Consider the following 23,729-nt stretch of genomic DNA (forward strand, 5'->3'; position numbering starts at 1 on the left):
GCTCAGGCCGGAACGACCCGTGCGTCGCCGCTCGCCACCACGAATTTCGCCCGCGTCGTCAGCGCTCCGCCCTTCTCCGAGACCTTGTCCAGCACCTTGAACTCGGTTTGCCAGCGTTCCGGCGTCACGTCGCAGACGACATAGCCGCGCTGGGCGTTGTTGAACTTCAGGAACGGGTTGTCGGCCAGATAGCGGCGGCCGTCGGCCCTCTGGTCCTGCCCGTCGCCCGATGAACTGATCGAGGTGGTGACAAACTCCGACGCGATGGGCGCTCCTTCGGGGCTCCGGCTGTCACGGTACAGCTCCCCGGCGTAGTTCTGGTGTTCGTCCCCGGTGAGCACGACGGTGTTGCCGATGCGGCGCTCGCGCAGCCGGTCCAGCAGCCGCTGACGAGGGATCGAATACCCGGCCCAGGTGTCCAGGTTGTAGCCGGGCTCGGGCCCTTCCTTGCGGTCCAGATCCATCACCATGATCTGCTGCGCCAGCACCTTCCAGTGCGCCTTCGACTGGTCGAGGTTGCGATACAGCCACGCCTCCTGCGCCTCGCCCAGGACTTGGGCGTCGCGGGCCGAAACCCCGGCGCAGGTCGTCGCCCAGGCGTCATTGCACGGCTGGTCCGAGCGATAGGAGCGGGTGTCGAGGAAATTCAGGTCCAGCAGATCACCCCAGGCGGCCTGCCGGTACAGCTGGATGTCGACTCCGCGCGGGAAGGCCGAACGGCGTAACGGCATGTTCTCATAGAAGGCCTGCGCCGCCGCCTGCCGCCGCAGGGCGAAGACTTCGGGCGGTGTGCCGTCCTGGTCCAGGGCCGCCACCCAGTTGTTGTCGATCTCGTGGTCGTCCCAGGTGCAGTACCAGGCCGTCGAGGCGTGGCAGGCCTGCAGGTCCACGTCCAGCTTGTACTGGGCGTAGCGGCGGCGGTAATCGTCCAGCGAATAGATCTCGCCGCCGAAATGCTGGCGCGGATTCTCCGACGTCCCGCCCGAGCCGTTGTAAGTCCGGCTGCCGCGCCCTTCGTAGATGTAATCCCCATAGCAATAGATGAAGTCGAGCCGCTCCTCGGCCGCCTTGCGGTGGGCGGTGTAGAAGCCCTGCTCATACGCTTGGCAACCCAGCACGCCGAAGCGGGCCTGGGCCGTCGCCGCGCCCGCCGTCGGCGCCGTCTTCGCGCGACCCGTGGCGCTGCGTTCCCGACCGGCGCTGAAGCGGTAGAAATATTCGCGATCCGGCTCCAGCCCCTCGACCTCGACGTGGACGGCGTGGGCCAGTTCGGGGCGGGCGATGGCTTCGCCGCTGCGAACGATCGTACCGAAGCCGGCGTTGCTTGCGACCTCCCACTTCACCGGCACCGGGGCCGATGGCATGCCGTTGCCGATCTCCAGCGGTCGGGGGGCCAGGCGGGTCCAGATCACGAAGCCGTCCGGGGCGGGGTCGCCAGCGGCGATGCCCAGCTGGAACGGGTATTCGGCGAACACCGGATCGGCCAGGGCCTGACGGCTCGAGCCGGCTAGCGCGCCGCCGGCGCCGAGACCCAGCATCAGTCCCCGACGGGACAGGAAATCGAACGAGCGCATGACGGCCTCCGGACAGCGATGCCCCGACCTAGCCCGGAATTGTGACGGTCGTCACGCGGCGCGGCGCGGCGCGCGCAGAGGCGGAAACGGATCGGCGTGTGGCTACGCAGGGTGATCTGGTGCGTCGGGCGAGGCTCGATCGTGCGGATCGCCTCGACGTCGGCGGCGCGCAGCATGGGCGCCAGGGCGATCATCGCCTCCTGCATGGCGAAGGCCGCGCCAGCGGGTAGGTCAATTCGCCGGGGCGGGCTTCCAGGCCTGCATTTCGGCGATCTCGCGGGTCCGGGCGTCGACAACGACCCGGGCCATGCGGCGGATGTCCGGGTCGCGCGACTCCTTCAAGGCAACCTCGCCCATGGCCACGGCGCCGCGATGGTGTTCGATCATCCTGGCGATATAGGCCTGATCCACCGTCCCTCCCGAGGCGGCCGTCATGCGACCGTTCATCGCGGCCTCGGAGGCAGCGAAGGCCTGATCGCCCGGTGGGGCGTCATGGCTGGTCGAGGCGTGATCCCTCGCCGAGGGGGGCGCCGTCTCCCTGACCGTGGCCGACTGGTTCGCCGCCGCGGTCTCGCGGAGGGCCTGCTGGACCGGATCGCCGCCGCCGTCGCAGGCGGAGAGGGCGAGGGCCGCCAGCAGGACAGTCAGAACCGCGCGCATCAGCCCTCGATCCAGTTCGGCATCCACCCTTCGTGCATCTCGCGCAGGTGATCCAGCGACAGGCGGAACAGCTCGGCCGAGGCGAAGTCGCGGCCGACGGCACGGCCCACGACCGACGCATGCAGGCCGGCCGACTGGGCCGCGGCGATGATGCCCGTCGCGTCCGGCGTGGCGACCAGATAGCGGGCCTGGTCCTCGCCGAAGAGCAGGATGTGGGCGTGGGTGGTCGAGGTGGCGTCCAGTTCGACGCCGCAGTCCGAGGCAAGGGCGATGTCGGCCGCCGCCCCGATCAGGCCGCCGTCCGACAGGTCGTGCACGCAGGTCAGGTCGCCGGCCTCGATCAGGCCCCGCACGAAGTCGCCGGTCTTGCGCTCCAGCGCCAGATCGACCGGCGGCGGCGCGCCGTCCTCGCGGCCCAGAACCTCGCGCAGATAGAGGGACGAGCCCAGCTCGCCGACCGTCTCGCCGATCAGCACCAGCATGTCGCCCTCGACCATGCCGCCGAAGCCGACGACGACGTCATAGTTGGTCAGCAGGCCCACCGCCCCGACCGTCGGGGTCGGCGGAATGGCCGCGCCATTGGTCTCGTTGTAGAGCGACACGTTGCCGCTCACGACCGGGAAGTCCAGCACCCGGCAGGCCTCGGCCATGCCGTCGATGGCGCGGACGATCTGGCCCATGATCTCCGGGCGCTGGGGATTGCCGAAATTGAGGTTGTCGGTGATGGCGATGGGCCGGCTGCCGACGGCCGTCAGGTTGCGCCAGGCCTCGGCCACGGCCTGTTTGCCGCCCTCATAGGGATCGGCCTGGACGTAGCGCGGGGTGCAGTCCGAAGTCATGGCCAGACCCTTGTCCGTGCCGTGCACCCGCACCACCCCGGCGTCCGCCGCGGTAGCCGAGTCCTGCAGGGTGTCAGCCATGACGTGGCGGTCGTACTGCTCCCAGATCCAGCGCTTCGACGCCATGTCGGGGCAGCACACCACCTTGATCACCGCATCAACCCAGCTGTCCGGCGCGGGGATGGTCTTGGCGTCCAGCCGCGGCTGCAGCTCGGGCTGGACCCAGGGCCGGTCATACAGGGGCGCGTCGTCGAACAGCGGGGCCAGAGGCACGTCGCAGACCGTCTCGCCGTGATGCTTGAGCACCAGCCGGCCGGTGTCCGTGGTCATCCCGATGACGGCGGCGTCCAGGCCCCATTTCCTGAAGATGCGGTGGCCGTCTTCCTCGCGGCCCGGCTTCAGCACCGCCAGCATCCGCTCCTGGCTTTCCGACAGCATCATCTCATAGGCCGTCATGCCTTCTTCGCGCTGGGGAACGGCGTCCATGTTCAGCTCTATGCCGACCGCGCCCTTGCCGGCCATCTCGACCGACGACGAGGTCAGGCCCGCCGCGCCCATGTCCTGGATCGCCGCCACGGCGCCCGAGGCCATCAGCTCCAGCGTCGCCTCGATCAGCAGCTTCTCGGCGAAGGGATCGCCGACCTGCACCGTCGGCCGCTTCTCGTCGGAGTCCTCGTCGAACTCGGCCGAGGCCATGGTCGCCCCATGGATGCCGTCGCGGCCGGTCTTCGATCCGAAATAGACCACCGACAGGCCCGGCGCCGGAGCGGCCGAATAGAACAGGGCGTCGGCCCTGGCCACGCCCACGCACATGGCGTTGACCAGGATGTTGCCATTGTAGCCGGCGTGGAAATTGGTCTCGCCCGCCACCGTCGGCACCCCGACGCAGTTGCCGTAGCCGCCGATGCCCGAGACCACGCCCTTGACCAGCCGCTTCGTCTTCTCGTGCGAGGGGTCGCCGAAGCGCAGGGCGTTCAGCAGCGCGACCGGGCGCGCGCCCATGGTGAAGACGTCGCGCATGATGCCGCCCACGCCCGTCGCCGCGCCCTGATAGGGTTCGATGTAGGACGGGTGGTTGTGGCTCTCCATCTTGAAGATGCAGGCGTCGCCGTCGTCGATGTCGATGACCCCGGCGTTCTCGCCCGGGCCGCAGATGACGCGGGGGCCCTTGGTCGGGAATTTGCCGAGGTGGATCTTCGACGACTTGTACGAACAGTGCTCGGACCACATCACCGAGAAGACGCCCAGTTCGACGTGGTTGGGCTCGCGCCCCAGCCGGTCGAGGACGACCTGATATTCGTTCGGGGCCAGGCCGTATTCGGCGGCCAGTTCGGCCATGGTCTTTTGCGGAGCGCTCATGGGCGCGCCTTCTAGCCGTTCACGGGGCCAGTGTCAGCCGCCCCTGAGCGGAACATCGCGCGCGGCCGACCATTGATCCCGTGAAGCTGAAGGAGGCCGAGATGTCCGACCAACCCATCGACCCCGCCGCGACCCCCGAGGATCCCGACGCCCCGGAGATCGCCGCCGACGACGCCGGAGCCTCGGCCATGGCCGAGCGGGCCTTCAAACACGCCGCGAACGATGACCAGACGGACGAAGGCGAGGTCGAATAGACCGTTCGGCCTAGGTGTCGCTCCGGACCGCCTCGCGCCGTTCGACGCCCCGACGCAGGCCGAGGCTCAGTATGATCGCCCCGACCAGCACCGCGACCGCCGCCGCCAGCGCCACATAAGCCAGTGTAGCGTTGCGCGGCTGTTCGGCTACAAAGGCGCCCAGCAGGCCCCAGGCGATCGGGATGGCGTAGGCGACGGTGCGAATCCGTTGCGTCACGGCGAGGGCGACCACGACCACCACGACCACGGCGATCGCCGCCCAGACGGTCGGCGACAGGACCGCGGGCAGGTCGCCGTTGCCGGTGGCCACAGTGATCAGGTTCAGCGGCGCGGCCACCGTCAGCCATCCCGCCAGCAGCGCCATCGGCCAGGCCACCATCCAGCGGTCGCGCTCGCGGACCGGCAGGGCCCGGATGGCGCCGGCGTTCTGCAACAGCGGGATCAGCACCACCGCCAGCGAACCGAAGATCAGCACGATGGTGGCGACCTCGGCGTCCAGGGCGGCGGCGACGACCCACAGCCCGATGCCGGCAAAGGCCAGGGCCGAGGGCCAGCCGAACCGGTGGATCAACAGGCTCTCGCCCGTCTGCGGCAGGACCTGACGCACGGCGTAGACCAGCAGGCCGAGATAGATGAGGCCCCAGATGGCGAAGGCGTAGCCCGCCACCCTCAGCGTCGCGTCGCTGTCCGCGGAGAATTCCGCGGGCGACTGGCCCCAGCCCAGCGCAATCTGCGCCTGACCCACTATGACGGCGAAAAGCGCGGTTCCCAGGACGATCAATCGTCGGGTCATCTGGGCGGGGGTGGCGCGGACGATCGACGACATCGGAAACTCCTCGGGGCGGCTTACCCCTAACTACGTTGCGGCGCGGCCAAGGTTTCATTCCCCGGCCCTCGCGGACAGACAATCCCGCCATCTGACGTTTCGCCTTGACGGACGCTGCTCGTCGACCTCCGATCATCGAATGGGTGAAAACAGAGATCCGAGACCGTTCGAAGCCCGGCTGGCCGACGCCGACCGGGCCCTGACCGCCAACCCACGCGACCTGCGCGCCCTGATCGCCAAGGGCGACGCCCTGGTCGGACTGGGGGATGCGCGCGCCGGCGCCAGCTTCTACAGCTCGGCCTTGCGGGGCGCCGCGGGCGGCGTCGCCGTGCCGCCCGATCTCGTCGAGGAACTCCAACGGGCCCGGATCGCCGTCCAGGATCAGGGAGCCCGCTTCCAGAGCTATCTCACCGAAAGTCTCGCCCGGTCAGGATTCGACGCCGCCGCCTCCAGCGACCGGTTCGCCCTGTCCCTGGACCTGATGGCGGGCCGCAAACGGCTGTATCAGCAGGAGCCGCGCTTCTATCTTTTCCCCGGCCTGCCGCAGGTTCAATTCCAGCCGCGCGAGACCCTGCCCTGGCTCGCGGCGGTCGAGGCGGCGGCCCCGGACATCCGGGCCGAGCTCGAGGCGCTGCTGGCTGAACCGGACCTGTTCCGCCCCTATGTCGAGCGTCGCGCCGACCGGCCCAACACCGATTCGCTGGGCATGGCGGCCAACGCGGACTGGAGCGCGCTGTTTCTCTGGAAGGACGGCGAGGAACAGCCGGACATGGCGCGCCGCTGTCCGCGCACGCTCGAGGCTCTCGCCGAGGTTCCGCTGTGCCGCGTCCCGGGTCGGACGCCGTCCATCCTGTTCTCGCGTCTGAAGGCGGGCGCGCGCATTCCGCCGCATCACGGTCTGATCAACACCCGTCTGATCTGCCACCTGCCGCTGATCGCCCCGCCGGGTTCATGGTTCCGGGTCGGCAATGATGTGCGCGGGTGGTCGGAAGGCCAGGCCTGGGCCTTTGACGACACCATCGAGCACGAGGCCGCCAACGACAGCGGTCAGGACCGCACCATCCTGATCTTCGACGTCTGGAAGCCCGAGGTGACGGAGGAGGAGCGGGCCCTGGTGTCGGCGATGTTCCAGGCGATCGACGGCTATGGCGCGGGCGGCAAGGCCTGGGGCGTCTAGGCGGCGGCGTAGATCGACCGGAACAGGATCGCGCCGTCGGCCGAGCCCAGCTCTTCCTCGAAGGCCCGATCCGGGTGCGGCATCATGCCCAGCACATTCCCGCGCGCGTTCTGGACGGCGGCGATGTCGTTCACCGAGCCGTTGGGATTGTCGACATAGCGGAACACGACCTGGCCCTCGCCCTCGAGCCGCGCCAGTTCCTCGGGAGCGGCGAAATAGTTACCGTCGCCATTGCCCTGGGTCATGACCACCTCGCGCTGACCCTGATAGCCGGCCGTGAAGCGGGTCTGGCCGTTGGTCACAGTCAGGCTGACCGGTTTGCAGACGTATTTCAGGCCTGCGTTCCTCAGCAGGGCGCCCGGCAGCATTCCGGCCTCGCACAGGATCTGGAAACCGTTGCAGATGCCCAGAACGGTCACGCCGTCGTCCGCGGCCTTCTTCACCGCCCGCATGACCGGCGACTGCGCCGCCATGGCCCCGCAACGCAGATAGTCGCCGTACGAAAACCCGCCCGGCAGGACGATCAGATCGAGACCGGACGGCAACTCCGTCTCCTGGTGCCAGACCATCTGGACCTGCTCGCCCGTGGAGCGTTCGACGGCGACCTTGCAGTCGCGGTCACAGTTGGAACCGGGGAAGACGATGACGGCTGCGCTCATGGCGGCGCCCTTTAGCAGCGTTTCCGAGCGTTGTCAGGGCGCCAGCGCGAAGGTCATGCTGACGGAGGCGGGAACGCTCCCAATTGCTGCAGCATGCCGAGGGCGTCGTTCTCGTTCCAGCCCTCGACAATCCGGCCCTCCGCGATGCGTTCGATGCTCATGCCGCTGACGATCACCGGACGCCCCGTCGCCGGGATTCCGTTCAACGGTCCCTGATGCGTGCCGCGCATCGTCAGCCTGGCCGCGACCCGGTCCCCCTCGCCGATCATGTCCTCGACGATGAAGCGGGCGTCGGGGAAGGCGGTTCGGAAACCCTGGAACCAGGCCGTCCAGCCGTCGCGGTCGATGGTCTCTGGCGCGCCGGACATGTGACCCCGGTATCCCGGAGCCAGAAAATCGTCACGCCGGGCGATATCGCCGGTGCTCCACACCTCCTCGAAGAAGCGCCGGATCAGCGCCTTGTTGGAGTCGGGTCCGTGGGACGCATTCGCGGCTTCGGGCGTCACGGCGAGAGCGAGGGCAGGGGAGGACAGGACGAGGGTTCTCCGGTCGAGCATCGCCTATCTCCTGTGCGGTGGCTGCAGGTAACGCTGATTTTTGGCTCCCGGCAAACCGGCCCCGGCGATGGTCAGCCCCGGTTTTCGTACACGCCGGTGATCGATGCCTTCGCCAGCGTATGGAAATGCAGGTTGAAGCCGAACACGGCGCCCGGGTTCTCGGTCGTCACGTCCAGCCGGTCCGTGTCCACGGCGAAGACGGTGAAGATGTAGCGGTGGGGTCCATGCCCCGCTGGCGGCGCGGCGCCGCCGAAGCCGGGCTCGCCGAAGTCCGTGCGGCCCTCGACCGCGCCCTGCGGCAGGCCGTCCGATGACGCGCCCTCGGCCAGTTCCGTGACGTCTGCGGGGATGTTGGCCACGGTCCAGTGCCAGAAACCCGAGCCCGTCGGCGCGTCGGGGTCGTAACAGGTGACGGCGAAGCTCTTCGCGCCCTCGGGCGCGCCGGACCAGCTCAACTGGGGCGAGCGATTGCCCTTGGCATGCACCTGGGCGTCGGGCAGGACGCCGCCGTCGGCGAAACCCGTGGAGGTGACGGTGAAGGTCATGGAGCGCTCCTCGTTGCGGCTGGACTGACCCTAACGCACGACAGCGATCCCCGTCGCTAGTGCGCTGCCTGTTTCGCCGCCGGCGTGAAGGCGCGGTCGTCCGTCAGGCCGCCGGCGAGGGCCGCCGCGAAGATCAGCACGCCGACCAGGACAAAGGCCGCGACCGAGAACTGGATCAGCCGTTTCACGCAGCCTCTATGCGGTAGCTTTCGATCACGGTGTTGGCCAGCAGCTGTTCGCACATCTTCTTCGCCTCGGCGGCCGGATCGGCGGCGCCGTCCAGATCGAACTCGATCAGCTTGCCGACCCGGGCGTTGGCGACGCCGGACCAGCCCAGACCGTGTAGAGCCTGCTCGACGGCCTTGCCCTGTACGTCCAGCACGCCCGGCTTGAGGAAGACGTGAACCTTGACCTTGGCCATCAGTGCAATCCCCCCTGAATCACGGTCGGCATATCCTTCATGATCCCGAGGCGGCGGGCCACCTCGGTATAGCTTTCGATCACATTGCCCAGATCGCGGCGGAAGCGGTCCTTGTCCAGCTTCTCGCCCGTGTTGGTGTCCCACAGGCGGCACGAATCGGGGCTGATCTCGTCGGCCAGGATGACCCGGCTGAAATCGTTCTCCCACACCCGGCCGAATTCGATCTTGAAGTCCACCAGGGTGATGCCGACCGCGCCGAACATGCCCGACAGATAGTCATTGACCCGCACCGTCATGGCCAGGATGTCGTCCAGCTCCTGGGTCGTGGCCCAGTTGAAGGCGGTGATGTGCTCCTCGGTGACCATCGGGTCGTTGAGCTCGTCCTTCTTCAGATAGAATTCGATGATCGAGCGGGGCAGGGGCGTGCCCTCGTCGATGCCGAGGCGCTGGCTCATCGAGCCGGCCACGACATTGCGGCACACGACCTCCAGCGGAATGATCTCGACCTCGCGGATCAGCTGCTCGCGCAGGTTCAGCCGCTTGATGAAGTGGTTGGTCACGCCGATGCCGTTCAGGCGCGACATGATGAACTCGCTGATGCGGTTGTTGATGACGCCCTTGCCCTCGAGCTGGGCCTTCTTCTCGCCGTTGAAGGCGGTGGCGTCGTCCTTGAAATACTGGATCAGGGTGCCGGGCTCGGGCCCCTCGTAGAGGATCTTGGCCTTGCCCTCGTAAATTTTCTTGCGCTTGACGTTCATCATGGTGGGTCCGGGCGGGGCCTGCCGGAAACGCAAAGCGAGCGGCCAGACCATGTCTGGGCGGCTTGATCCGGAATCGGGCGGGCGGGAAAAAGTCGCGCGAACCCTTAGCGGATGCGGCGCCGGGACACAAACCGCGGCCGTTTTCGAGCGCGCCGGGGCCACGGCGTCGCAACCCGGTCAGTTCCGGTTGCGTTCGGGCATGGGGTGGATATAGACCACCCTCGATCGCGGCCCCGCCTGGGCCGCCAGCCGGAGCCTTGCGACGCCCATGACCACCTTCGACGATCGGGAAAAGGGCTTCGAGTCCAAATACGCCCTCGATCAGGAACAGGAGTTCAAGGCAGTCGCCCGGCGCAACAAGCTCCTCGGCCTGTGGGCGGCTGAGAAAATGGGCCTCGGCGTTGACAGCGCCGAAGAATACGGCCGCGCCATCGTCAAGGCCGATTTCGAACAGCCGGGCGAGGAAGACGTCTACCGCAAGATCGCCCAGGATCTGGAAGGCGCGGGCCTGACGGTTTCCGAGGGGGAAATCCGCCGCAAGATGGACGAACTGTCCTCGGTGGCGCGCGAGCAGATCCGCAACGGCGAGTAATCGCCCTTTCATCCAGACCGAAAAAGGGCCGCTCCAGCAATGGAGCGGCCCTTTCCGTTTCGGCGATGACGTCGTGATTATGGCATCAGGACCGTGTCGACGACGTGCACGACGCCGTTCGACTGCATCACGTCGGCTTGGGTGATGGTCGACGTGCCGCCCTTGGCGTCGGTGATGACCCAGGTGTTGTTCGGGCCGGCCGAGACCTTCAGTTCTTCGCCCTGCACGGTGGTCAGGGTCGCCGTTCCCCCGCCGGCCTGGGCCTGCGAGGCGATGTCGGCGGCCGTCAGACGGCCGGGCACGACGTGATAGGTCAGGATCTTGGTCAGGTCGGCCTTGCCAGCCGGGGCCATCAGGTTGGTGAGGGTGGCGGCGGGCACCTTCTGGAAGGCGGCGTTGTCGGGTGCGAAGACCGTGAACGGGCCCGTGCCCGACAGGGTTTCGCCCAGGCCGGCGGCGGTCACGGCGCTGACCAGGGTGGTCAGGTTCGAGGCCTTGGCGGCGTTGGCGACGATGGTCTCATTCGGGCTCATGGCCGCGCCGCCGACTATCGGGCCGGTCGAGGCGGGGGCCATGGCGTCGGTTGCAGCGGCGTCGGCGGGGGCGGCTTCCTCGGGCTTGTTGCACGCAGCCAGCGTCAGCAGGGCGGCGGCGGATACGGTTGCGAGGGTTGCGAGGCGGATCGGTTTCATGGGGGCGTCTCCTGATACGCACCGCCCGACGGCGGCGTCGCAAGAGGTACGATCCGACCCCCAAAGGGATGCATCACCGATCACGATTTCCGGCGCGACACGTGACCGCAGGCAGTCAGGGCCTGACCAGAAAGGGTCTCAGGACGCTCCAGGCGTCGGCCTTGGCCTCGAATGGCCGAGTATGGGCGGGACTGGAAGACGGCAGGTCGATCAGGCTGAGGCCCGGGCCCGGCACAAGGATTCGCCGCCCGATCCGCGCGGACGTGGCGCCGTTGAAAGCCACGGCCCGCAGCTTCGGCAGTCGATCCACGAGGGTGTTCAGGTTCGCCGTCTCCGCCTCGCGGATGGCCGCGTCCAGGCTGCCGGGCCGCGTCGCGCGAGCGATGACATCCCACAGTCCGACCCCGGCCTCCTTCAACGCCTCCAGCCGATCCGGATAGGGCAGGGCGATCAGATCCCGTTCCGTCACACCGGCGACCAGTCTCCAGAATGCGTTCTGCGGATGCGCATAATACTGCGCCGCCTTCAGAGAGGCGTCGCCGGGCAGGCTGCCGAGGATCAGCAGGCGGGTGTTCGCATCGACGACCGGGTCGAAGGCGCGCTTGATGAGGCGGGGTTCAGTGTCCGGTGTCAAAGGAGAACATGGTTCGGACGACCGGGCCTTCGAGAAGAGTTCCGTCTGCGGCTGTGAGACGGTGGGCACGCGCCAGGCACCGGATGGTGTCCACATCCCGAGGAGGAAGGCCGACTTCAAGCGGATTGCAGTCGACTGGCCTGCCGCCGGGCGCGACGCGGCATTGAACCCAGATCGCAGCCGCACGGGAGCCCCCGTGGCGCTGCAGGCAGCGCGTCACGGCGGCAGCATCCGGGACGAAGGTCGGCTCTGGAGCATAGGCTGATGCCGGCCGCGTAGCTGCGGGCGCGACGACCTGGATCATCGACAGGAGAAGCAGCCAGTTCAAGTTCAGCCCCCGAACACCCGCGCGAACACCGTGTCCACATGCCTGGTGTGATAGCCGAGGTCGAACAGGGCCTCGAGTTGCTCCGCGGGCAGGGTGACCCGGGCGTCTGCCTTCAGGAAGTCCAGGAACCGGCCCTCGCCGCGCCAGACCTTCATGGCGTTCTCCTGCACCGCCGCATAGGCGTCCTCGCGCGACACGCCCGCCTGGGTCAGGGCCAGCATCACGCGCTGGGAATGCACCAGCCCGCCCAGCAGGTTCAGGTTCTTCTCCATATTGGCCGGATAGACCTGCAGCCGCTCGACCACCCCGGCCAGACGATGCAGGGCGAAGTCGAGGTGGATGGTCGCGTCCGGCCCGATGCCGCGCTCGACCGACGAGTGGCTGATGTCCCGCTCGTGCCAGAGGGCGACGTTCTCCATCGCCGGCACCACCGCCGATCGCACCAGCCGGGCCAGGCCGGTCAGGTTCTCGGTCAGGATCGGGTTGCGCTTGTGCGGCATGGCCGACGAACCCTTCTGGCCCGGATCGAACGGCTCTTCCGCCTCCAGCACCTCGGTGCGCTGCAGGTGGCGGATCTCGATCGCCAGCCGTTCCACGGAGCTGGCTACGACGCCCAGGGCCGCGAAGAAGGCGGCATGGCGGTCGCGCGGGATGACCTGGGTCGAGACCGGCTCGACGGCCAGGCCCATCCTGTCGGCGACGTATTGCTCGACCGCCGGATCGACGTTGGCGAAGGTGCCGACGGCGCCGGAGATGGCGCAGGTGGCGATCTCTTCCTTCGCGGCCAGCAGACGCCGCTTCGCCCGCTGGAATTCGGCGTGATAGCCGGCCAGCTTGAGGCCGAAGGTCACCGGCTCGGCGTGGATGCCGTGGCTGCGGCCGACGCAGGGCGTGAATTTGTGCTCCTTCGCCCGCGTCTCCAGCGCCGCCAGCACCCGTTCGACGCCCTCGACCAGCAGGTCCGACGCGCGCGCCAGCTGGACCGCGAAACAGGTGTCCAGCACGTCCGACGAGGTCATGCCCTGATGCAGGAACCGCGCTTCCTCGCCGACAAGCTCCGACACATGGGTCAGGAAGGCGATGACGTCGTGCTTCGTGGTGCGCTCGATCTCGTCGATGCGGTCAGCGTCGAACACGACATCCTTGCCCCTGGCCCAGATGGCCTCGGCGGCGCTGGCGGGAATTGTGCCCAGCTCCGCCATCCGGGTGGCGGCATGCGCCTCGATCTCGAACCAGATCCGGTATTTGGTCTCCTGCGACCAGATGGCGACGGCGGCGGGGCGGGAATAGCGGCTGATCATGGGCCGGTCGTGTCGGTCCGGCGACGGGTTGAGTCAAGCGCCGCTTGTGCCGACGCCCGTCGAACTCCGTCATTGGGGTCTGGCGCCGACTCGGACCCGGCGTTAACGGCGGGGCCAGAACCCGGGAGAGGCCTCATGGAACTGATCATCGGACCGCGTCTGTATTCGACCTGGTCGCTGCGTCCGTGGCTGGTGCTGAAGCGCTGCAAGGCGGACTTCACCGTGCGCGAGATGGACATCTATTCCGAGGCCGCCCGGGCCGAGCTGGAGGCCGTCTCCCCCTCGCGCCTCGTGCCCGTGCTGAAGGTCGAGGGCGAGACCATCTGGGATTCCATGGCCATCTCGGTCTGGTGCGCCGAACGCTATCCGGAGGCCCGGCTCTGGCCCGCCGACGCTCATGCCCGCTGGCTGGCCCGGTCGGCGGCGTGCGAGATGCACGGCGGCTTCATGGGATTGCGCACCGAATGCGGCATGGGGCCGGATCACACCATGGTCGGCCCGGACCGCTCGCCGCCGCCCGCCGGCGAGGCCGTCACGAAGGACATCCGCCGCATCGTCGCCCTGTGGCGCGAGATGCGGACCCGGTTCGGCGAGGGCGGGCCGTATCTGTTTGGCGAATGGTCCGTGCCGGACGCCTTCTTCACCCCGGTGGCGACCCGGTTCCGGCATTTCCAGATCGATCTGGCCGCCCACGGCGACGACGGGACCGCAGCCGCCTATCGCGATGTGCTGCTGGCTCAGCCCGACTTCCTGGAGTGGTCGGCGGACGCCCTTTCCGGCCGTTAACCGCGCGCCGGAACCGGGCCTTAAGACAACATCGGTATGTGTGAGCCTTCAGAACGCAACCGCGTTCGGGAGGTCCGCCATGTCCGTCCACGTCCAGCAGCCCGGTACGCGTCGCCCCAGCCTGATGGTCTACGGGCTGATGATCGTGATCGCCTGCTGCCTGCCGGCGCTGCTTCTGGTCAGCCTCTAGATCGGCGATGTAACCGGGTGGACGGTGGTGGGCTGAAAAACACAGTCTACTGCGTCTACAGCGTCTACTCCGCACGCGTCATTCGCGGAGATGTTGTTTCACCGATTTCAATTGTCAAAGACCGGACCTGACGGGTTCCGATCAATGAAGCATGCGCCTGCGTCAGAAACGGACGTGGGCGTCTGCCCGGTCGACAGGGTCCGGTCGGCCGTCGGTTCGCCCTAGTTCGTTCCGGCCGTCGTGGACGCCGAAGCCAGATCGATCGCCTGAACCGGAGCCGGCGGCGGCGCGAGATAGTCCAGGGCCAGCGGAATCCGCGACGCCCCTGACGCCACGGCGTCCAGGGTGTGCAGGGGCCGGCCGTTCATGCGCTGGTAGATCCAGTAGGCCGCCACGACCTTTTCGACATATTCGCGCGCCTGGGGCACGTCGATCGTCTCGATCAGCAGCAGCGGATCGGCGTCCTGGCCCAGTTTGCGGACCGCCATGACCATCGGCCCGGGGCCGGCGTTGTACGAGGCCGCGGCCCGCAGCAGGTCGCCGTTGATCGCCGGCAGCGCCAGCACCCGGTTCACATAGGCCTGACCCAGGCGGGCGTTGACGTTGGGGTCGAACAGCCGTTCCGGCTCGCTGACAAAGCCGCGGTCGCCGGTCAGTTCGGCGGCGGTGGTCGGCATGACCTGCATCAGGCCATAGGCGCCGGCGCCGGACCGGGCGCGGGCGTTGAAGTCGGTTTCCTTGCGGGCGATGGCGTAGACCAGCGAGCGTTCAACGGTGAAGCCGCCGTCCGGTTCGATCACCGGCTGGGGATACCGGTCGGCGTCAATGCGCCGAACGTCGTCGCCCGAGCCGGTCACGCGCGGTCCAAGGGCCCGGCCCAGGGCGGCCCACAGCTGTCGGCCCCGGTCGGTGGCGGCGGCGCGGATGCCGGTTTTCAGCTCATCGCGCGCGTCGCCGCGGCGTCCGACCTCGAAGAAGGCCACGGTGCGCAGGGCCCGGGGCTCGGAGCGGACGAACTCTTCCAGTTCATCGGCGCCCACGCCGATCGGCTCGTCGGCCTGATATGACGCCTGTTGCAACCGGGCGGCCCCGTACGGGATCGGTCCCAGGTTCTCGATCGTCGGCTCCTCGCCCAGCTGACGCAGGGCGATCTGGCCATAGAAGGTCGCGGGCCAGGAGCCCGCGCGGCGCAGCAGGGGCTGGACGCGGTCCTGCTGGCCGGATTGCGCCGCCGAGCGCGCGGCCCAGAAGGCGGCGCCCGAGCGAACCCATCCGTCCTCGGTCGGATCGTCCAGAACGCGCTCGAAGGCGATCCTGGCCGCGCCGAATTCGCCCAGCCGGTACTGGGCCAGACCGACGGTCCACCAGTCGCCCAGCTGGCCGCCCAGGGCCACGGCGCCGGTCAGGTCATCCCGGTTCAGGGCCACGCGGGCCGCCTTCATCGGGTCGCCCTCGGTGTTGCCGCCGGCGGCCGCGATGCTGTTCCAGTTCCGGCCGCCCCCCATGCGGGACGGTTGCCGGGGCTCCGGGGCGCCGTCGGGACGGCGGCGCATGGCGAGGGTCCAGGCCCGCTCGGCGGACGGCAGGTCGGCGTATTCGGCCAGCCAGGCCGACAATTCCTCGTAGGTGGCCGTGTAGTCGGCGTGGAACAGGCGTTCGAACTCGACCTGGCCCAGCAGGACGCGGTCATTGGCCTGACGCGCGGAGTCGCGGGCGGCGTCCAGATCGCCGCGGCGAAGGGCGTCGAAGGCCGTGGTGTAGCTGAGGCGGTCCGCGGCGCTCAGGGCTGTGGGCGTGCGGCGGATTTCCTCGGCCTGGCCGGCGGTCGCCAGGGCGCAGAACGCCAGGGCCAGCGTCGGCGCGATCATCACGCGGCGGAAATCAAACTGCACTGAGGCGGCCCCCTTGAAGCGTTCAGCAGGCCCGTCTCGACCCGGGCCGGTTCGCGCTGTTCATTCGGTCGTCAGGCACAAAGGGCGCCACCGCCCCCGGCCCGTGTCAAGATTTCTCCCCCTTTTGGGGCAGTTTTGAGTCTGAAGGATGAACAGGCTCAGTTATCCGCGCCCAGCCGCGCCGCCAGCGCCAACATGTCCGCCCAGGCCTGCCGCTTGGCCATCGGCTGACGCAGCAGGAAGGCGGGATGCAGCGTCAGCAGCACCGGCGCCGAAACCGCGCCCTCGGGCAGCCGCCATTCCCGCCACTGACCCCGCAGCCGCATGATGCCCTCGTCGGTTGCCAGAACCGACCTGGCCGCCGCCGCGCCCAGCAGCAGCACCGCCCTCGGCTTCAGCAGGGCGAAGGTCCGCTCGACGAACGGCGCGCAGACGGCCTGTTCGGCCGGCGTCGGCGTGCGGTTGCCCGGCGGACGCCAGAAGACCGTGTTGGTGATGAACACCCGGCCCTCCAGCCCCGCCTCCGCCAGCATCCGGTCCAGCAGCTTCCCGGCCTTGCCGACGAAGGGCTGGCCCCCCTGGTCCTCTTCCGCGCCCGGACCTTCGCCGATGATCAGGACCGGCGCCTCGGGATTACCCCGGCTGAACACCGATTGCGTGGCTCCCATACCCCTGATTGGACAGCCGTCGAAGGCCGCGATGGCCTGGCCCAGCTCTTCCAGCGTGTTCGCTCCGCCCGCCAGCCGGCGCGCTTCCGACAGCGCGTCGCCGGCGTCCGGCGCGGCCACCACCGAGGCCGTGGCCTTGGCCACCGCCTTCACGGCGGGCGGCGGGACGACATGGGTGCGGTCGACTGGCGCGTCCTCGAAACAGGCGTCGACGCCCGCGTCGCGCCAGAAGGCGAGCAGGCTTTCGGTCGCGGCGGCATCGGGGGGCTGGGTCATCATGACGGTCCGCACAGGGATAGTCCTTGACCACCCTTGCGTCACCTTCCGATAAGCGGAAAACACCAGACCACACCGGCGACGAGGAAATCAGGGCATGGCCGAGGATGCGATCGAGGGCGGCGCGACAAACGCCTGGCAGGAAGCCGTGATCGACAAACTGCCGCCCGCCGAGGCCCTGGCGGGCGTCGAGCGCGAGGTGATGGAATACGATGTCGTCATCGTCGGTGGAGGCCCCGCCGGCCTCGCCGCCGCCATCCGCCTGAAGCAGCGGGCGGAAAGGGACGGCAAGGATATCACTGTCGCGGTGCTGGAGAAGAGCGCCGAGGTCGGCGGCCACATCCTGTCCGGCGCGGTCATCGATCCGCGCGCCCTGAACGAACTCTTCCCCGACTGGAGGGAGCGGGGGGCGCCGCTCGAGACGCCGGTCACCGAGGACCGGTTCATGGTGCTGGGGCCCATGGGACAGGTCTCCCTGCCCATGACCTTGCTGCCGCCGATGATGCACAACGACGGCTGCTACATCGCCTCCCTGGGCAATGTCGCGCGCTGGCTGGGCGAGCAGGCGGAAGGCCTGGGGGTCGAGGTCTATCCCGGCATGGCCGCCAGCCATGTGGTCTGGGATGAGCCGTCGGGAACGGTGAAGGGCGTGGTCGCCGGCGTCTTCGGCATCGACCGCCACGGCAAGCCGACCGACGACTTCCAGCCCGGCATCGAGCTGCACGGCAAATATGTCTTCATCGCCGAGGGCGTGCGCGGCTCGCTGGCCAAGACCATCATGGCCCGCCACAACCTGTGCGACGACGCCCAGCCGCAGAAATACGGCATCGGCCTGAAGGAGTTGTGGCAGGTCCCGGCCGACAGGCACCGTCCCGGCCTGGCCCAGCACACGACAGGCTGGCCGCTGGACGAGTTCACCGGCGGCGGCAGCTTCATGTACCATTTCGGCGACCGCTACGTGGCCATCGGCTATGTCGTGCACCTGAATTACAAGAACCCCTTCCTGTCGCCGTTCGACGAGTTCCAGCGCTTCAAGCACCACCCGGCGATCAGCGAGCATCTGGAGGGCGGAACCCGCATCTCCTACGGGGCCCGCGCCATCACCGAGGGCGGCTTCCAGTCGGTGCCGAAACTGTCGTTCCCGGGCGGTGTCCTGATCGGCTGCTCCGCGGGCTTCGTGAATGTTCCGCGCATCAAGGGCAGCCACAACGCCATGAAAACCGGCATGCTGGCCGCCGACGCCGCCTATGACGCGGTCATGGCCGGCCGCTCGGGCGACCAGCTGGTCGAATACCAGACGGCCTACGAGAACAGCTGGGTCTTCCAGGAGCTCAGGCGCGTCCGCAACGCCAAACCCCTGCTGTCGAAGCTCGGCACTTCGCTGGGCGGGGCGCTGGGTCTGTTCGACCTGTGGTTCCAGACCCTGTTCGGCGGTCTGTCGCTGTTCGGCACGATGAAGCACGGCAAGACCGACGCCGCCTCGACCGAAAAGGCGTCGAAACACAGGCCGATCGCCTATCCGAAGCCGGACGGGAGGCTGTCGTTCGACAAGCTGTCGTCGGTCTTTGTCTCCAACACCAACCATGCCGAGGAACAGCCCGCGCACCTGAAGCTGCTGGACCCCTCGGTCCCGATCCGGATCAACCTGCCGCTCTATGGCGAGCCTGCGCGCCTCTACTGCCCGGCGGGGGTGTACGAGGTGCTGTACGACGAGCAGGGGAACAATCCCCGCTTCCAGATCAACGCCCAGAACTGCGTCCATTGCAAAACCTGCGACATCAAGGACCCGTCGCAGAATATCGTCTGGACCACGCCCGAGGGCGGCGGCGGCCCCAACTATCCGAATATGTGACGCTCAAATCTTTCCGGGGGCCGGCGAGGGGGCCTTGTCGCCGCCGCATAATCCAGTGAGGGTTCCGCCATGCGTTTTCCTTCACTCGCCCTTCTGCTGACCGGTTGCGCCCTGACGGCGCTGTCCTCGCCCGCCCGGGCGCAGGAAACGCCGGTCGGAATCCCCGCTCCGGCAGAGGCGGGCGCCGCTCCGGAGGCTCCGGCGATCATCGTCGAGGCCGCGCCCGAAGCCGTAGCGGCGGTCGAACCTCCGGCGCCGCCCATTCCCGCGATCTGGGCTCCCGTGCCGGTCGATGCGTCAGGCCAGTCCGCCTACGGCCTCTATCTCGCCGGCCGCCTCGCCAGCATCCGCGGCGACCGCCTGGCGGGCTCCGTCTTCCTCGGCGAGGCCCACGCCCTGGCGCCCGAACAGCCGGCCCTGGGCGAAGAAGCCTTCCGGTCCGGATTGTTCTCCGGCGACATAGCGGATGTGGCGCGCCTGACCCCGACCGTCGCGGACACGCCCGACCTGGCCGAGGCAGGCCGGTTGATCGAACTGATCCAGGCGCTGCGGGCCGGCGACCCCGGCCAAAGCCTGTCCCTGCTGACCCAGCGCCCGTTCGCAGATCCTTTCAGCGCGGTCGCCCGCTACCTGACGCCCGCCATCGCCGGCGCGGCCGGGGACTGGGATACGGCGTTGAAGGCCGTGGATCAGCCTGCGACCGATCCCGCCAGCCTGATCCTGCACCAGCAACGTGCCAGCCTGCTGGAAAGCCGCCGCCGTTTCGCCGAGGCGGACGCCGAGTACAAGATCCTGATGGCCTCGCCGGGCGGCGCCATGCTGTACGCGCTGGACTACGCCGGATTCCTCGAACGGCAGGGCCGACGTGACGAGGCGCTGGCCATTTATGACGCCGCCCTGACTGGCGGAAATCCCAATTCCGAGGCGCTCCTCGGCCGGGCTCGCGTCGCGGGACGCGGTCGGGCCCCCGCCGAGCCGAATGCGCTGCAACGCGCCGCCGACGCCCTCGAATTCGCCGCCCTGCAGACCAGCGCGAACCAGTCATGGGAACTGTCGGCGATCTATCTGCGCATGGCCGACAGCCTCGACCCCGACGACCTGATCGCCCTGCAACTGGGCCAGAGCCTCAACTCGGGCCGCCAGCCGCTGCTCGCCCGGGAGGCGTTCGCCCGGGTCAGCCAGGCCGACCCCATCACCTATGCGCGGGCGCAGGTGGGTCTTGCGGGAACCCTGGATTCCCAGGCTGACGCCGAAGGCGCGCTGGAGGCCTTGCGCCGCGCCGACGCCGCCGCGGTCGATCAGGCGGCCTTCGCCTATGCGCTGGCGGCGCATCTGGTGGGCATGGGCCGGCACGAGGAGGCGCTGGCCATCCTCAACCGGCCAACCATCAACGTCGCGGCCCAGCCGGCGCATTTCCATTTCCTGCGCGGCACGGTGCTGGAGAACCTGAACCGGATCGACGAGGCCGAGGCCGAGCTGTGGGCCGCCCTGCAGGCCCAGCCCAACGACCCGACCATCCTCAATTACCTCGGCTATATGTGGGTCGACAGCGGCCGCCGGGTGGCCGAGGGGGCCGAGATGCTGGCCCGCGCCCACGCCGCCGAACCTCAGAACGGCAACATCCAGGACTCCCTTGGCTGGGCCCAGTTCCGGCAGGGCCAGTACGAGATCGCGGTCCAGACCCTGGAAGAAGCGGTGGGCAAACAGCCGGGCAACGCCGAGATCGTCGATCACCTCGGCGACGCCTACTGGCAGGTGGGCCGTCGCCGCGAGGCCGAATGGCAGTGGACCCGGGTGCTGACGCTCGAGCCCGACGCCCCGCGGCGCGCCGAGGTGGAACAGAAGCTGGTGCGCGGCCTGCCCGACCCGACGCCGTCGTCCGGCGGCCAGCCCTGAGGCATGGCGACCGTCCGCCTCCTCGCCCCCGCCAAGGTCAATCTGTTCCTGCATGTCGGGCCCGGGGGGACCGACGGCTATCACCCCCTGGCCAGCCTGGTCGCCTTCGCCGGCATCGGCGACGACGTCACGGTCCAGCCGGCCGGCCGGCTGTCGCTGACGGTGACCGGCCCCTTCGGTCAGGGTCTGGGCGCCGGCGACGACAACCTGATCCTGAAGGCCTTGCGAGCGCTGGGCGAAGTGACGGGCGCCGCGGATCCGCCCGTGGCCGTGACGCTGGACAAGCAGTTGCCGATCGCCGCCGGACTGGGCGGCGGCTCGTCCGACGCGGGCGCCGCGCTCAAGGGGGCGCGGGACGCCCTGGGCCTGTCGCTGGACGATGAAGCCCTGGCCGACATCGCCGCCGGCGTCGGCGCGGACGGTCCCATGTGCCTGCACGCCCGCGCCGCCTGGGCCGAGGACCGGGGCGACCGGCTGACCTTCGAGCCGCGCCTGCCGCCATTGCCCGCCGTGCTGATCAACCCGGGCGTCCCGTCGTCGACCGGGGCGGTCTACCGCCGCTACGACGAGGGGCCGGCGGGGACCGCGGACCGTCCGGCCCCACCTGGCGACTGGGGGCTGTCATCGGTCATCGACTGGTTGTCGGCCCGGCGGAATGATCTGGAAACCCCCGCGATCGCGCTGGAACCGGTCATCGGCCAGACCCTGAAGGAAGCTGCGCGGCTCCCCGGCGTTCGCCTCGTCCGGATGTCGGGCTCGGGGGCTACCGTTTTCGCCCTGTTCGACACGGCGGAACAGGCCGTCGAGGCCGCCAGACGCCTGGCACGAAGTCATCCCGGCTGGTGGGTGCGTTCTACAATTTTGCGTTAGGTTCATTCAGCTTTGCGGCGGCTGATCCCTCGCGTCCGCCGCCGTTTCGCTGTCCGCTCCAGCCTTAACCGCCGGACAACCCGCGTTTGCTAGACTGCGCCCATGGAAACGCTCTCCCACTCCCAGGTCGCCGCCTTCGAGGCCGTGCTCAATCGGGTCCCGGCGGAAGACCGCGCCCGGATCCACGCGCTGAAGGCCGCCGCCGCCGCGGCCGCCGAGGCCTCCGCACCCCATTGGGATTTCGACCAGCCCGGCCATCGCGCCGAGGAAGCGCTGGCCGAGGCCTTCGGCTTCGCCCTGACCGACGACCATCGCCGGGCCCTGATCGCCGTCTGGGCGCTGGAGATGCCGGCGCGGGTCCCCGCCGCCGACCTGCCGGCCGCCGTACTGGAGCTGTATCCGGAATGGATCCAGCGCCTGGCCGACTTCCTGACGGCCGCCGACAATCCCTATGACCGCGACTACTGGGCCAAGGACGTGCGCATTTCGCTGGTTCTCAGCGTGCCCGGCGCCCGCACCCAGATGATCGACCTCTCATCCCCCTTGGGGCCGGGCCAGGTGCTGCGCCACGCCCGCGAGGGCTGGGGCTGGTCGGTGATCCCGGCCTACGCCGCCGCCCAGGCCTGGAAGCCGTGGCTGGAGGTGCATACCGAGGCCCGCGAACTGTCCGATTTCAACGAGGCCGGCTGGGACCGCGCCTGGGCCACGGCCGCCGAGATCCTCAAGCGCCGCCCGGAGATGGCCGGCATGCTGGGCTCCAGCTGGTTCTACGATCCGCCGCTGGAGCGGATCAGCCCGCGTCTGGCCTATCTGCGCGTCAATCCGCTGAAGCACGGCGCCTTCCTGCTGCATCAGGGTCCGGGCGACATCCACACCCAACGTGCCGCGACCTCGTCGCCGACCCGCACCGCCCTGATCGAAAAGGGCGAATACACGGCCCGCTCATGGATCGTCGCCTGGCCCCGCGCCGCGCTGATCAAGTGGGCGGAGGGGCGGATGGCTCAGGGGATGGCGGAAGCGGCCTGACCTTATCTCCGCTCATCCCGGCGAAAGCCGGGACCCAGTGCTTTGGGTGATGCAGCGGCGGCGATGATCTCCGCCCGCCAGTCCTGAAACGCCGGCGTCAAGCTGGACAGAACCGGGTCCCGGCTTTCGCCGGGATGAGCGGGTTTATGCGCTGACCACGCCCCACGCCGCCCCCACCGGCAGCACCTCCAGCCCCGCCGCCTTCGCCGCTCGCAGCACCCGGTCCAGATCCTCCGGCGTGCAGCCATAGTCCGTCGGCCGCTCGCTCACATCGTGCCCATAGGCCGTCAGCCAGCCCCGCCGGTCCGCCGCCTCGGCCATCAATCCCTCGAGGTCGTAGCCGGGCAGCCGCCGGCTCTCCAGCCCGATCGACCGGATCAGCGCCCGGTCCTCGCGCCCGGCGTTGACCCCGTCGCGCACCCCCCGCGCCAGATCGAACCGCCCGCGCACCACCCGCTTGCCTCCCACCGTCGCATCCCCGAACGGCCAGGCGAAGGTCGTCATCCGGTAGCCGTCCAGCCGCTCCGCCACCCACGCCGCATTGGTGTCGAGGCTCAGTTTCAGCGCCTCGGAGTCCATCCGCAGCGCGCTGGTGTGTCCGAAGGTGTGGCACCCGACCTCATGCCCCGCCGCATGCAGTTCCTGCAGATGCTCGACCCGGTACTGGTCGCGCTCCATGTTCACGCCGTCACAGAGGCCGCCGCACACATAGTAGGTCGCCCGGACCCCATGCGCGGCCAGCACCGGCCCCGCCTCGGTCCAGGCCGTAGCCGGAAAGTCGTCGAAGCTCAGTGAGAACACGCCCTTCGCCGGGGCGATCTCCACCGCCTCCACTGCGAGATAGCGCGCGGCCCGCCGGCGCATCTGGTCGATCTGCTTCATGCGCAGAGGATGCACGGTCGCCCTTAAAATTCCTTCCCCCCTTGCGGGGGAAGGTGGCTCGCGGAGCGAGACGGATGGGGGTGAGACACCGCTCTGTCCGGCTGGCTTCTCACCGGCCAGATCATCCGCGGAACCAGCACCCCCATCCGACCGGCTCCGCCGGCCACCTTCCCCCGTGGAGGGGGAAGGGAGTCGGGGCTTCCCCGCTCAAG

Annotated in this window: 24 protein-coding genes; 8 read left to right on the forward strand and 16 right to left on the reverse strand. The window is 68.9% G+C overall.

Features of this window, described 5'->3' with window-relative positions; genetic code table 11:
* Positions 1-2: 2 nt before the first annotated feature.
* The 3 genes from PSV23_RS03510 to purL form a co-directional block, all read right to left on the reverse strand.
* Positions 3-1,574 (reverse strand): alkaline phosphatase, encoded by a 1,572-nt coding sequence (locus tag PSV23_RS03510; protein ID WP_370460994.1) that lies wholly within the window; start codon positions 1,572-1,574, stop codon positions 3-5.
* Between the two features lie 231 nt (positions 1,575-1,805).
* Positions 1,806-2,234 carry a DUF305 domain-containing protein gene (locus PSV23_RS03515; protein WP_300466124.1) on the reverse strand — a complete coding sequence of 143 codons (429 nt, stop codon included), beginning with the start codon at positions 2,232-2,234 and terminating at the stop codon, positions 1,806-1,808.
* On the reverse strand, positions 2,234-4,432 hold the full coding sequence (gene purL, locus PSV23_RS03520; RefSeq protein ID WP_300466125.1) for a phosphoribosylformylglycinamidine synthase subunit PurL: 2,199 nt from the start codon (positions 4,430-4,432) through the stop codon (positions 2,234-2,236). Before purL ends, PSV23_RS03515 begins: the two co-directional genes overlap by 1 nt.
* A gap of 101 nt (positions 4,433-4,533) precedes the next feature.
* On the opposite strand from purL, the gene PSV23_RS03525 reads away from it, so the two are divergent.
* Positions 4,534-4,686 carry a hypothetical protein gene (locus PSV23_RS03525; protein ID WP_300466126.1) on the forward strand — a complete coding sequence of 51 codons (153 nt, stop codon included), beginning with the start codon at positions 4,534-4,536 and terminating at the stop codon, positions 4,684-4,686.
* A gap of 10 nt (positions 4,687-4,696) precedes the next feature.
* Here the strand turns inward: PSV23_RS03525 and PSV23_RS03530 are convergent, their stop codons facing one another.
* A complete protein-coding gene (locus PSV23_RS03530; protein WP_300466127.1) occupies positions 4,697-5,512 on the reverse strand; it encodes a hypothetical protein in 816 nt (271 codons plus the stop codon).
* A 139-nt stretch (positions 5,513-5,651) separates the two neighbouring features.
* Here PSV23_RS03530 and PSV23_RS03535 point away from each other — a divergent pair, with 139 nt between their 5' ends.
* Complete coding sequence (locus tag PSV23_RS03535; RefSeq protein WP_300466128.1) at positions 5,652-6,689, forward strand: aspartyl/asparaginyl beta-hydroxylase domain-containing protein; 1,038 nt, start codon at positions 5,652-5,654, stop codon at positions 6,687-6,689.
* On the opposite strand, the gene purQ is transcribed toward PSV23_RS03535, so the two are convergent.
* From purQ to purC, 6 genes are all read right to left on the reverse strand, one after another.
* Entirely contained in the window at positions 6,686-7,348 is a 663-nt protein-coding gene (gene purQ, locus PSV23_RS03540) for a phosphoribosylformylglycinamidine synthase subunit PurQ (protein ID WP_300466129.1), read from the reverse strand. The two genes, PSV23_RS03535 and purQ, sit on opposite strands and share 4 nt — an antisense overlap.
* A gap of 53 nt (positions 7,349-7,401) precedes the next feature.
* Positions 7,402-7,905, reverse strand: coding sequence for an ester cyclase (locus PSV23_RS03545; protein WP_300466130.1), 504 nt, complete (start codon positions 7,903-7,905; stop codon positions 7,402-7,404).
* Positions 7,906-7,976: 71 nt separating this feature from the next.
* Positions 7,977-8,450: a YbhB/YbcL family Raf kinase inhibitor-like protein gene (locus PSV23_RS03550; RefSeq protein WP_300466131.1), complete on the reverse strand. Its 474-nt coding sequence runs from the start codon at positions 8,448-8,450 to the stop codon at positions 7,977-7,979.
* Positions 8,451-8,506: 56 nt separating this feature from the next.
* The gene (locus tag PSV23_RS03555; RefSeq protein WP_300466132.1) at positions 8,507-8,638 is read right to left on the reverse strand and encodes a hypothetical protein; all 132 of its coding nucleotides are present in this window, start codon (positions 8,636-8,638) and stop codon (positions 8,507-8,509) included.
* On the reverse strand, positions 8,635-8,871 hold the full coding sequence (gene purS / locus PSV23_RS03560; RefSeq protein WP_300466133.1) for a phosphoribosylformylglycinamidine synthase subunit PurS: 237 nt from the start codon (positions 8,869-8,871) through the stop codon (positions 8,635-8,637). Before purS ends, PSV23_RS03555 begins: the two co-directional genes overlap by 4 nt.
* The gene (gene purC / locus PSV23_RS03565) at positions 8,871-9,629 is read right to left on the reverse strand and encodes a phosphoribosylaminoimidazolesuccinocarboxamide synthase (RefSeq protein WP_055829677.1); all 759 of its coding nucleotides are present in this window, start codon (positions 9,627-9,629) and stop codon (positions 8,871-8,873) included. Before purC ends, purS begins: the two co-directional genes overlap by 1 nt.
* 271 nt (positions 9,630-9,900) lie before the next feature.
* On the opposite strand from purC, the gene PSV23_RS03570 reads away from it, so the two are divergent.
* Positions 9,901-10,224 carry a DUF1476 domain-containing protein gene (locus PSV23_RS03570; protein ID WP_300466134.1) on the forward strand — a complete coding sequence of 108 codons (324 nt, stop codon included), beginning with the start codon at positions 9,901-9,903 and terminating at the stop codon, positions 10,222-10,224.
* A 77-nt stretch (positions 10,225-10,301) separates the two neighbouring features.
* On the opposite strand, the gene PSV23_RS03575 is transcribed toward PSV23_RS03570, so the two are convergent.
* The 3 genes from PSV23_RS03575 to purB form a co-directional block, all read right to left on the reverse strand.
* Positions 10,302-10,916: a fasciclin domain-containing protein gene (locus tag PSV23_RS03575; RefSeq protein ID WP_300466135.1), complete on the reverse strand. Its 615-nt coding sequence runs from the start codon at positions 10,914-10,916 to the stop codon at positions 10,302-10,304.
* A gap of 115 nt (positions 10,917-11,031) precedes the next feature.
* Positions 11,032-11,550: a DNA-deoxyinosine glycosylase gene (locus PSV23_RS03580; RefSeq protein ID WP_300466136.1), complete on the reverse strand. Its 519-nt coding sequence runs from the start codon at positions 11,548-11,550 to the stop codon at positions 11,032-11,034.
* A 330-nt stretch (positions 11,551-11,880) separates the two neighbouring features.
* A complete protein-coding gene (purB, locus tag PSV23_RS03585) occupies positions 11,881-13,179 on the reverse strand; it encodes an adenylosuccinate lyase (RefSeq protein ID WP_300466137.1) in 1,299 nt (432 codons plus the stop codon).
* 135 nt (positions 13,180-13,314) lie between these two features.
* On the opposite strand from purB, the gene PSV23_RS03590 reads away from it, so the two are divergent.
* Positions 13,315-13,965 carry a glutathione S-transferase gene (locus PSV23_RS03590; protein WP_300466138.1) on the forward strand — a complete coding sequence of 217 codons (651 nt, stop codon included), beginning with the start codon at positions 13,315-13,317 and terminating at the stop codon, positions 13,963-13,965.
* Positions 13,966-14,376: 411 nt separating this feature from the next.
* Here the strand turns inward: PSV23_RS03590 and PSV23_RS03595 are convergent, their stop codons facing one another.
* Both PSV23_RS03595 and PSV23_RS03600 read right to left on the reverse strand, forming a co-directional pair.
* Complete coding sequence (locus tag PSV23_RS03595; RefSeq protein WP_300466139.1) at positions 14,377-16,047, reverse strand: lytic transglycosylase domain-containing protein; 1,671 nt, start codon at positions 16,045-16,047, stop codon at positions 14,377-14,379.
* Between the two features lie 158 nt (positions 16,048-16,205).
* Positions 16,206-16,991, reverse strand: a complete 786-nt coding sequence (locus tag PSV23_RS03600; RefSeq protein ID WP_300466140.1) for a uracil-DNA glycosylase — start codon at positions 16,989-16,991, stop codon at positions 16,206-16,208.
* Between the two features lie 97 nt (positions 16,992-17,088).
* Between PSV23_RS03600 and PSV23_RS03605 the strand changes: the two genes are divergently transcribed.
* From PSV23_RS03605 to PSV23_RS03620, 4 genes are all read left to right on the forward strand, one after another.
* On the forward strand, positions 17,089-18,843 hold the full coding sequence (locus tag PSV23_RS03605; RefSeq protein ID WP_300466141.1) for an electron transfer flavoprotein-ubiquinone oxidoreductase: 1,755 nt from the start codon (positions 17,089-17,091) through the stop codon (positions 18,841-18,843).
* A 69-nt stretch (positions 18,844-18,912) separates the two neighbouring features.
* The gene (locus PSV23_RS03610) at positions 18,913-20,739 is read left to right on the forward strand and encodes a tetratricopeptide repeat protein (RefSeq protein WP_300466142.1); all 1,827 of its coding nucleotides are present in this window, start codon (positions 18,913-18,915) and stop codon (positions 20,737-20,739) included.
* Between the two features lie 3 nt (positions 20,740-20,742).
* A complete protein-coding gene (locus tag PSV23_RS03615; protein ID WP_300466143.1) occupies positions 20,743-21,609 on the forward strand; it encodes a 4-(cytidine 5'-diphospho)-2-C-methyl-D-erythritol kinase in 867 nt (288 codons plus the stop codon).
* A gap of 102 nt (positions 21,610-21,711) precedes the next feature.
* Complete coding sequence (locus PSV23_RS03620) at positions 21,712-22,635, forward strand: hypothetical protein (protein WP_300466144.1); 924 nt, start codon at positions 21,712-21,714, stop codon at positions 22,633-22,635.
* A 144-nt stretch (positions 22,636-22,779) separates the two neighbouring features.
* Here the strand turns inward: PSV23_RS03620 and PSV23_RS03625 are convergent, their stop codons facing one another.
* The gene (locus PSV23_RS03625) at positions 22,780-23,532 is read right to left on the reverse strand and encodes a polysaccharide deacetylase family protein (protein WP_300466145.1); all 753 of its coding nucleotides are present in this window, start codon (positions 23,530-23,532) and stop codon (positions 22,780-22,782) included.
* Positions 23,533-23,729 lie beyond the last annotated feature (197 nt).

This window comes from Brevundimonas sp. (assembly GCF_029946145.1).
Lineage (GTDB): Bacteria > Pseudomonadota > Alphaproteobacteria > Caulobacterales > Caulobacteraceae > Brevundimonas.

Coding starts and splice junctions, on each gene's coding strand:
- PSV23_RS03510 (WP_370460994.1), bottom strand. CDS start 1,574: ATGCGCTCGTTCGATTTCCTGTCCCGTCGGGGACTGATGCTGGGTCTC.
- PSV23_RS03515 (WP_300466124.1), bottom strand. CDS start 2,234: ATGCGCGCGGTTCTGACTGTCCTGCTGGCGGCCCTCGCCCTCTCCGCC.
- purL (WP_300466125.1), bottom strand. CDS start 4,432: ATGAGCGCTCCGCAAAAGACCATGGCCGAACTGGCCGCCGAATACGGC.
- PSV23_RS03525 (WP_300466126.1), top strand. CDS start 4,534: ATGTCCGACCAACCCATCGACCCCGCCGCGACCCCCGAGGATCCCGAC.
- PSV23_RS03530 (WP_300466127.1), bottom strand. CDS start 5,512: ATGTCGTCGATCGTCCGCGCCACCCCCGCCCAGATGACCCGACGATTG.
- PSV23_RS03535 (WP_300466128.1), top strand. CDS start 5,652: ATGGGTGAAAACAGAGATCCGAGACCGTTCGAAGCCCGGCTGGCCGAC.
- purQ (WP_300466129.1), bottom strand. CDS start 7,348: ATGAGCGCAGCCGTCATCGTCTTCCCCGGTTCCAACTGTGACCGCGAC.
- PSV23_RS03545 (WP_300466130.1), bottom strand. CDS start 7,905: ATGCTCGACCGGAGAACCCTCGTCCTGTCCTCCCCTGCCCTCGCTCTC.
- PSV23_RS03550 (WP_300466131.1), bottom strand. CDS start 8,450: ATGACCTTCACCGTCACCTCCACGGGTTTCGCCGACGGCGGCGTCCTG.
- purS (WP_300466133.1), bottom strand. CDS start 8,871: ATGGCCAAGGTCAAGGTTCACGTCTTCCTCAAGCCGGGCGTGCTGGAC.
- purC (WP_055829677.1), bottom strand. CDS start 9,629: ATGAACGTCAAGCGCAAGAAAATTTACGAGGGCAAGGCCAAGATCCTC.
- PSV23_RS03570 (WP_300466134.1), top strand. CDS start 9,901: ATGACCACCTTCGACGATCGGGAAAAGGGCTTCGAGTCCAAATACGCC.
- PSV23_RS03575 (WP_300466135.1), bottom strand. CDS start 10,916: ATGAAACCGATCCGCCTCGCAACCCTCGCAACCGTATCCGCCGCCGCC.
- purB (WP_300466137.1), bottom strand. CDS start 13,179: ATGATCAGCCGCTATTCCCGCCCCGCCGCCGTCGCCATCTGGTCGCAG.
- PSV23_RS03590 (WP_300466138.1), top strand. CDS start 13,315: ATGGAACTGATCATCGGACCGCGTCTGTATTCGACCTGGTCGCTGCGT.
- PSV23_RS03600 (WP_300466140.1), bottom strand. CDS start 16,991: ATGACCCAGCCCCCCGATGCCGCCGCGACCGAAAGCCTGCTCGCCTTC.
- PSV23_RS03605 (WP_300466141.1), top strand. CDS start 17,089: ATGGCCGAGGATGCGATCGAGGGCGGCGCGACAAACGCCTGGCAGGAA.
- PSV23_RS03610 (WP_300466142.1), top strand. CDS start 18,913: ATGCGTTTTCCTTCACTCGCCCTTCTGCTGACCGGTTGCGCCCTGACG.
- PSV23_RS03615 (WP_300466143.1), top strand. CDS start 20,743: ATGGCGACCGTCCGCCTCCTCGCCCCCGCCAAGGTCAATCTGTTCCTG.
- PSV23_RS03620 (WP_300466144.1), top strand. CDS start 21,712: ATGGAAACGCTCTCCCACTCCCAGGTCGCCGCCTTCGAGGCCGTGCTC.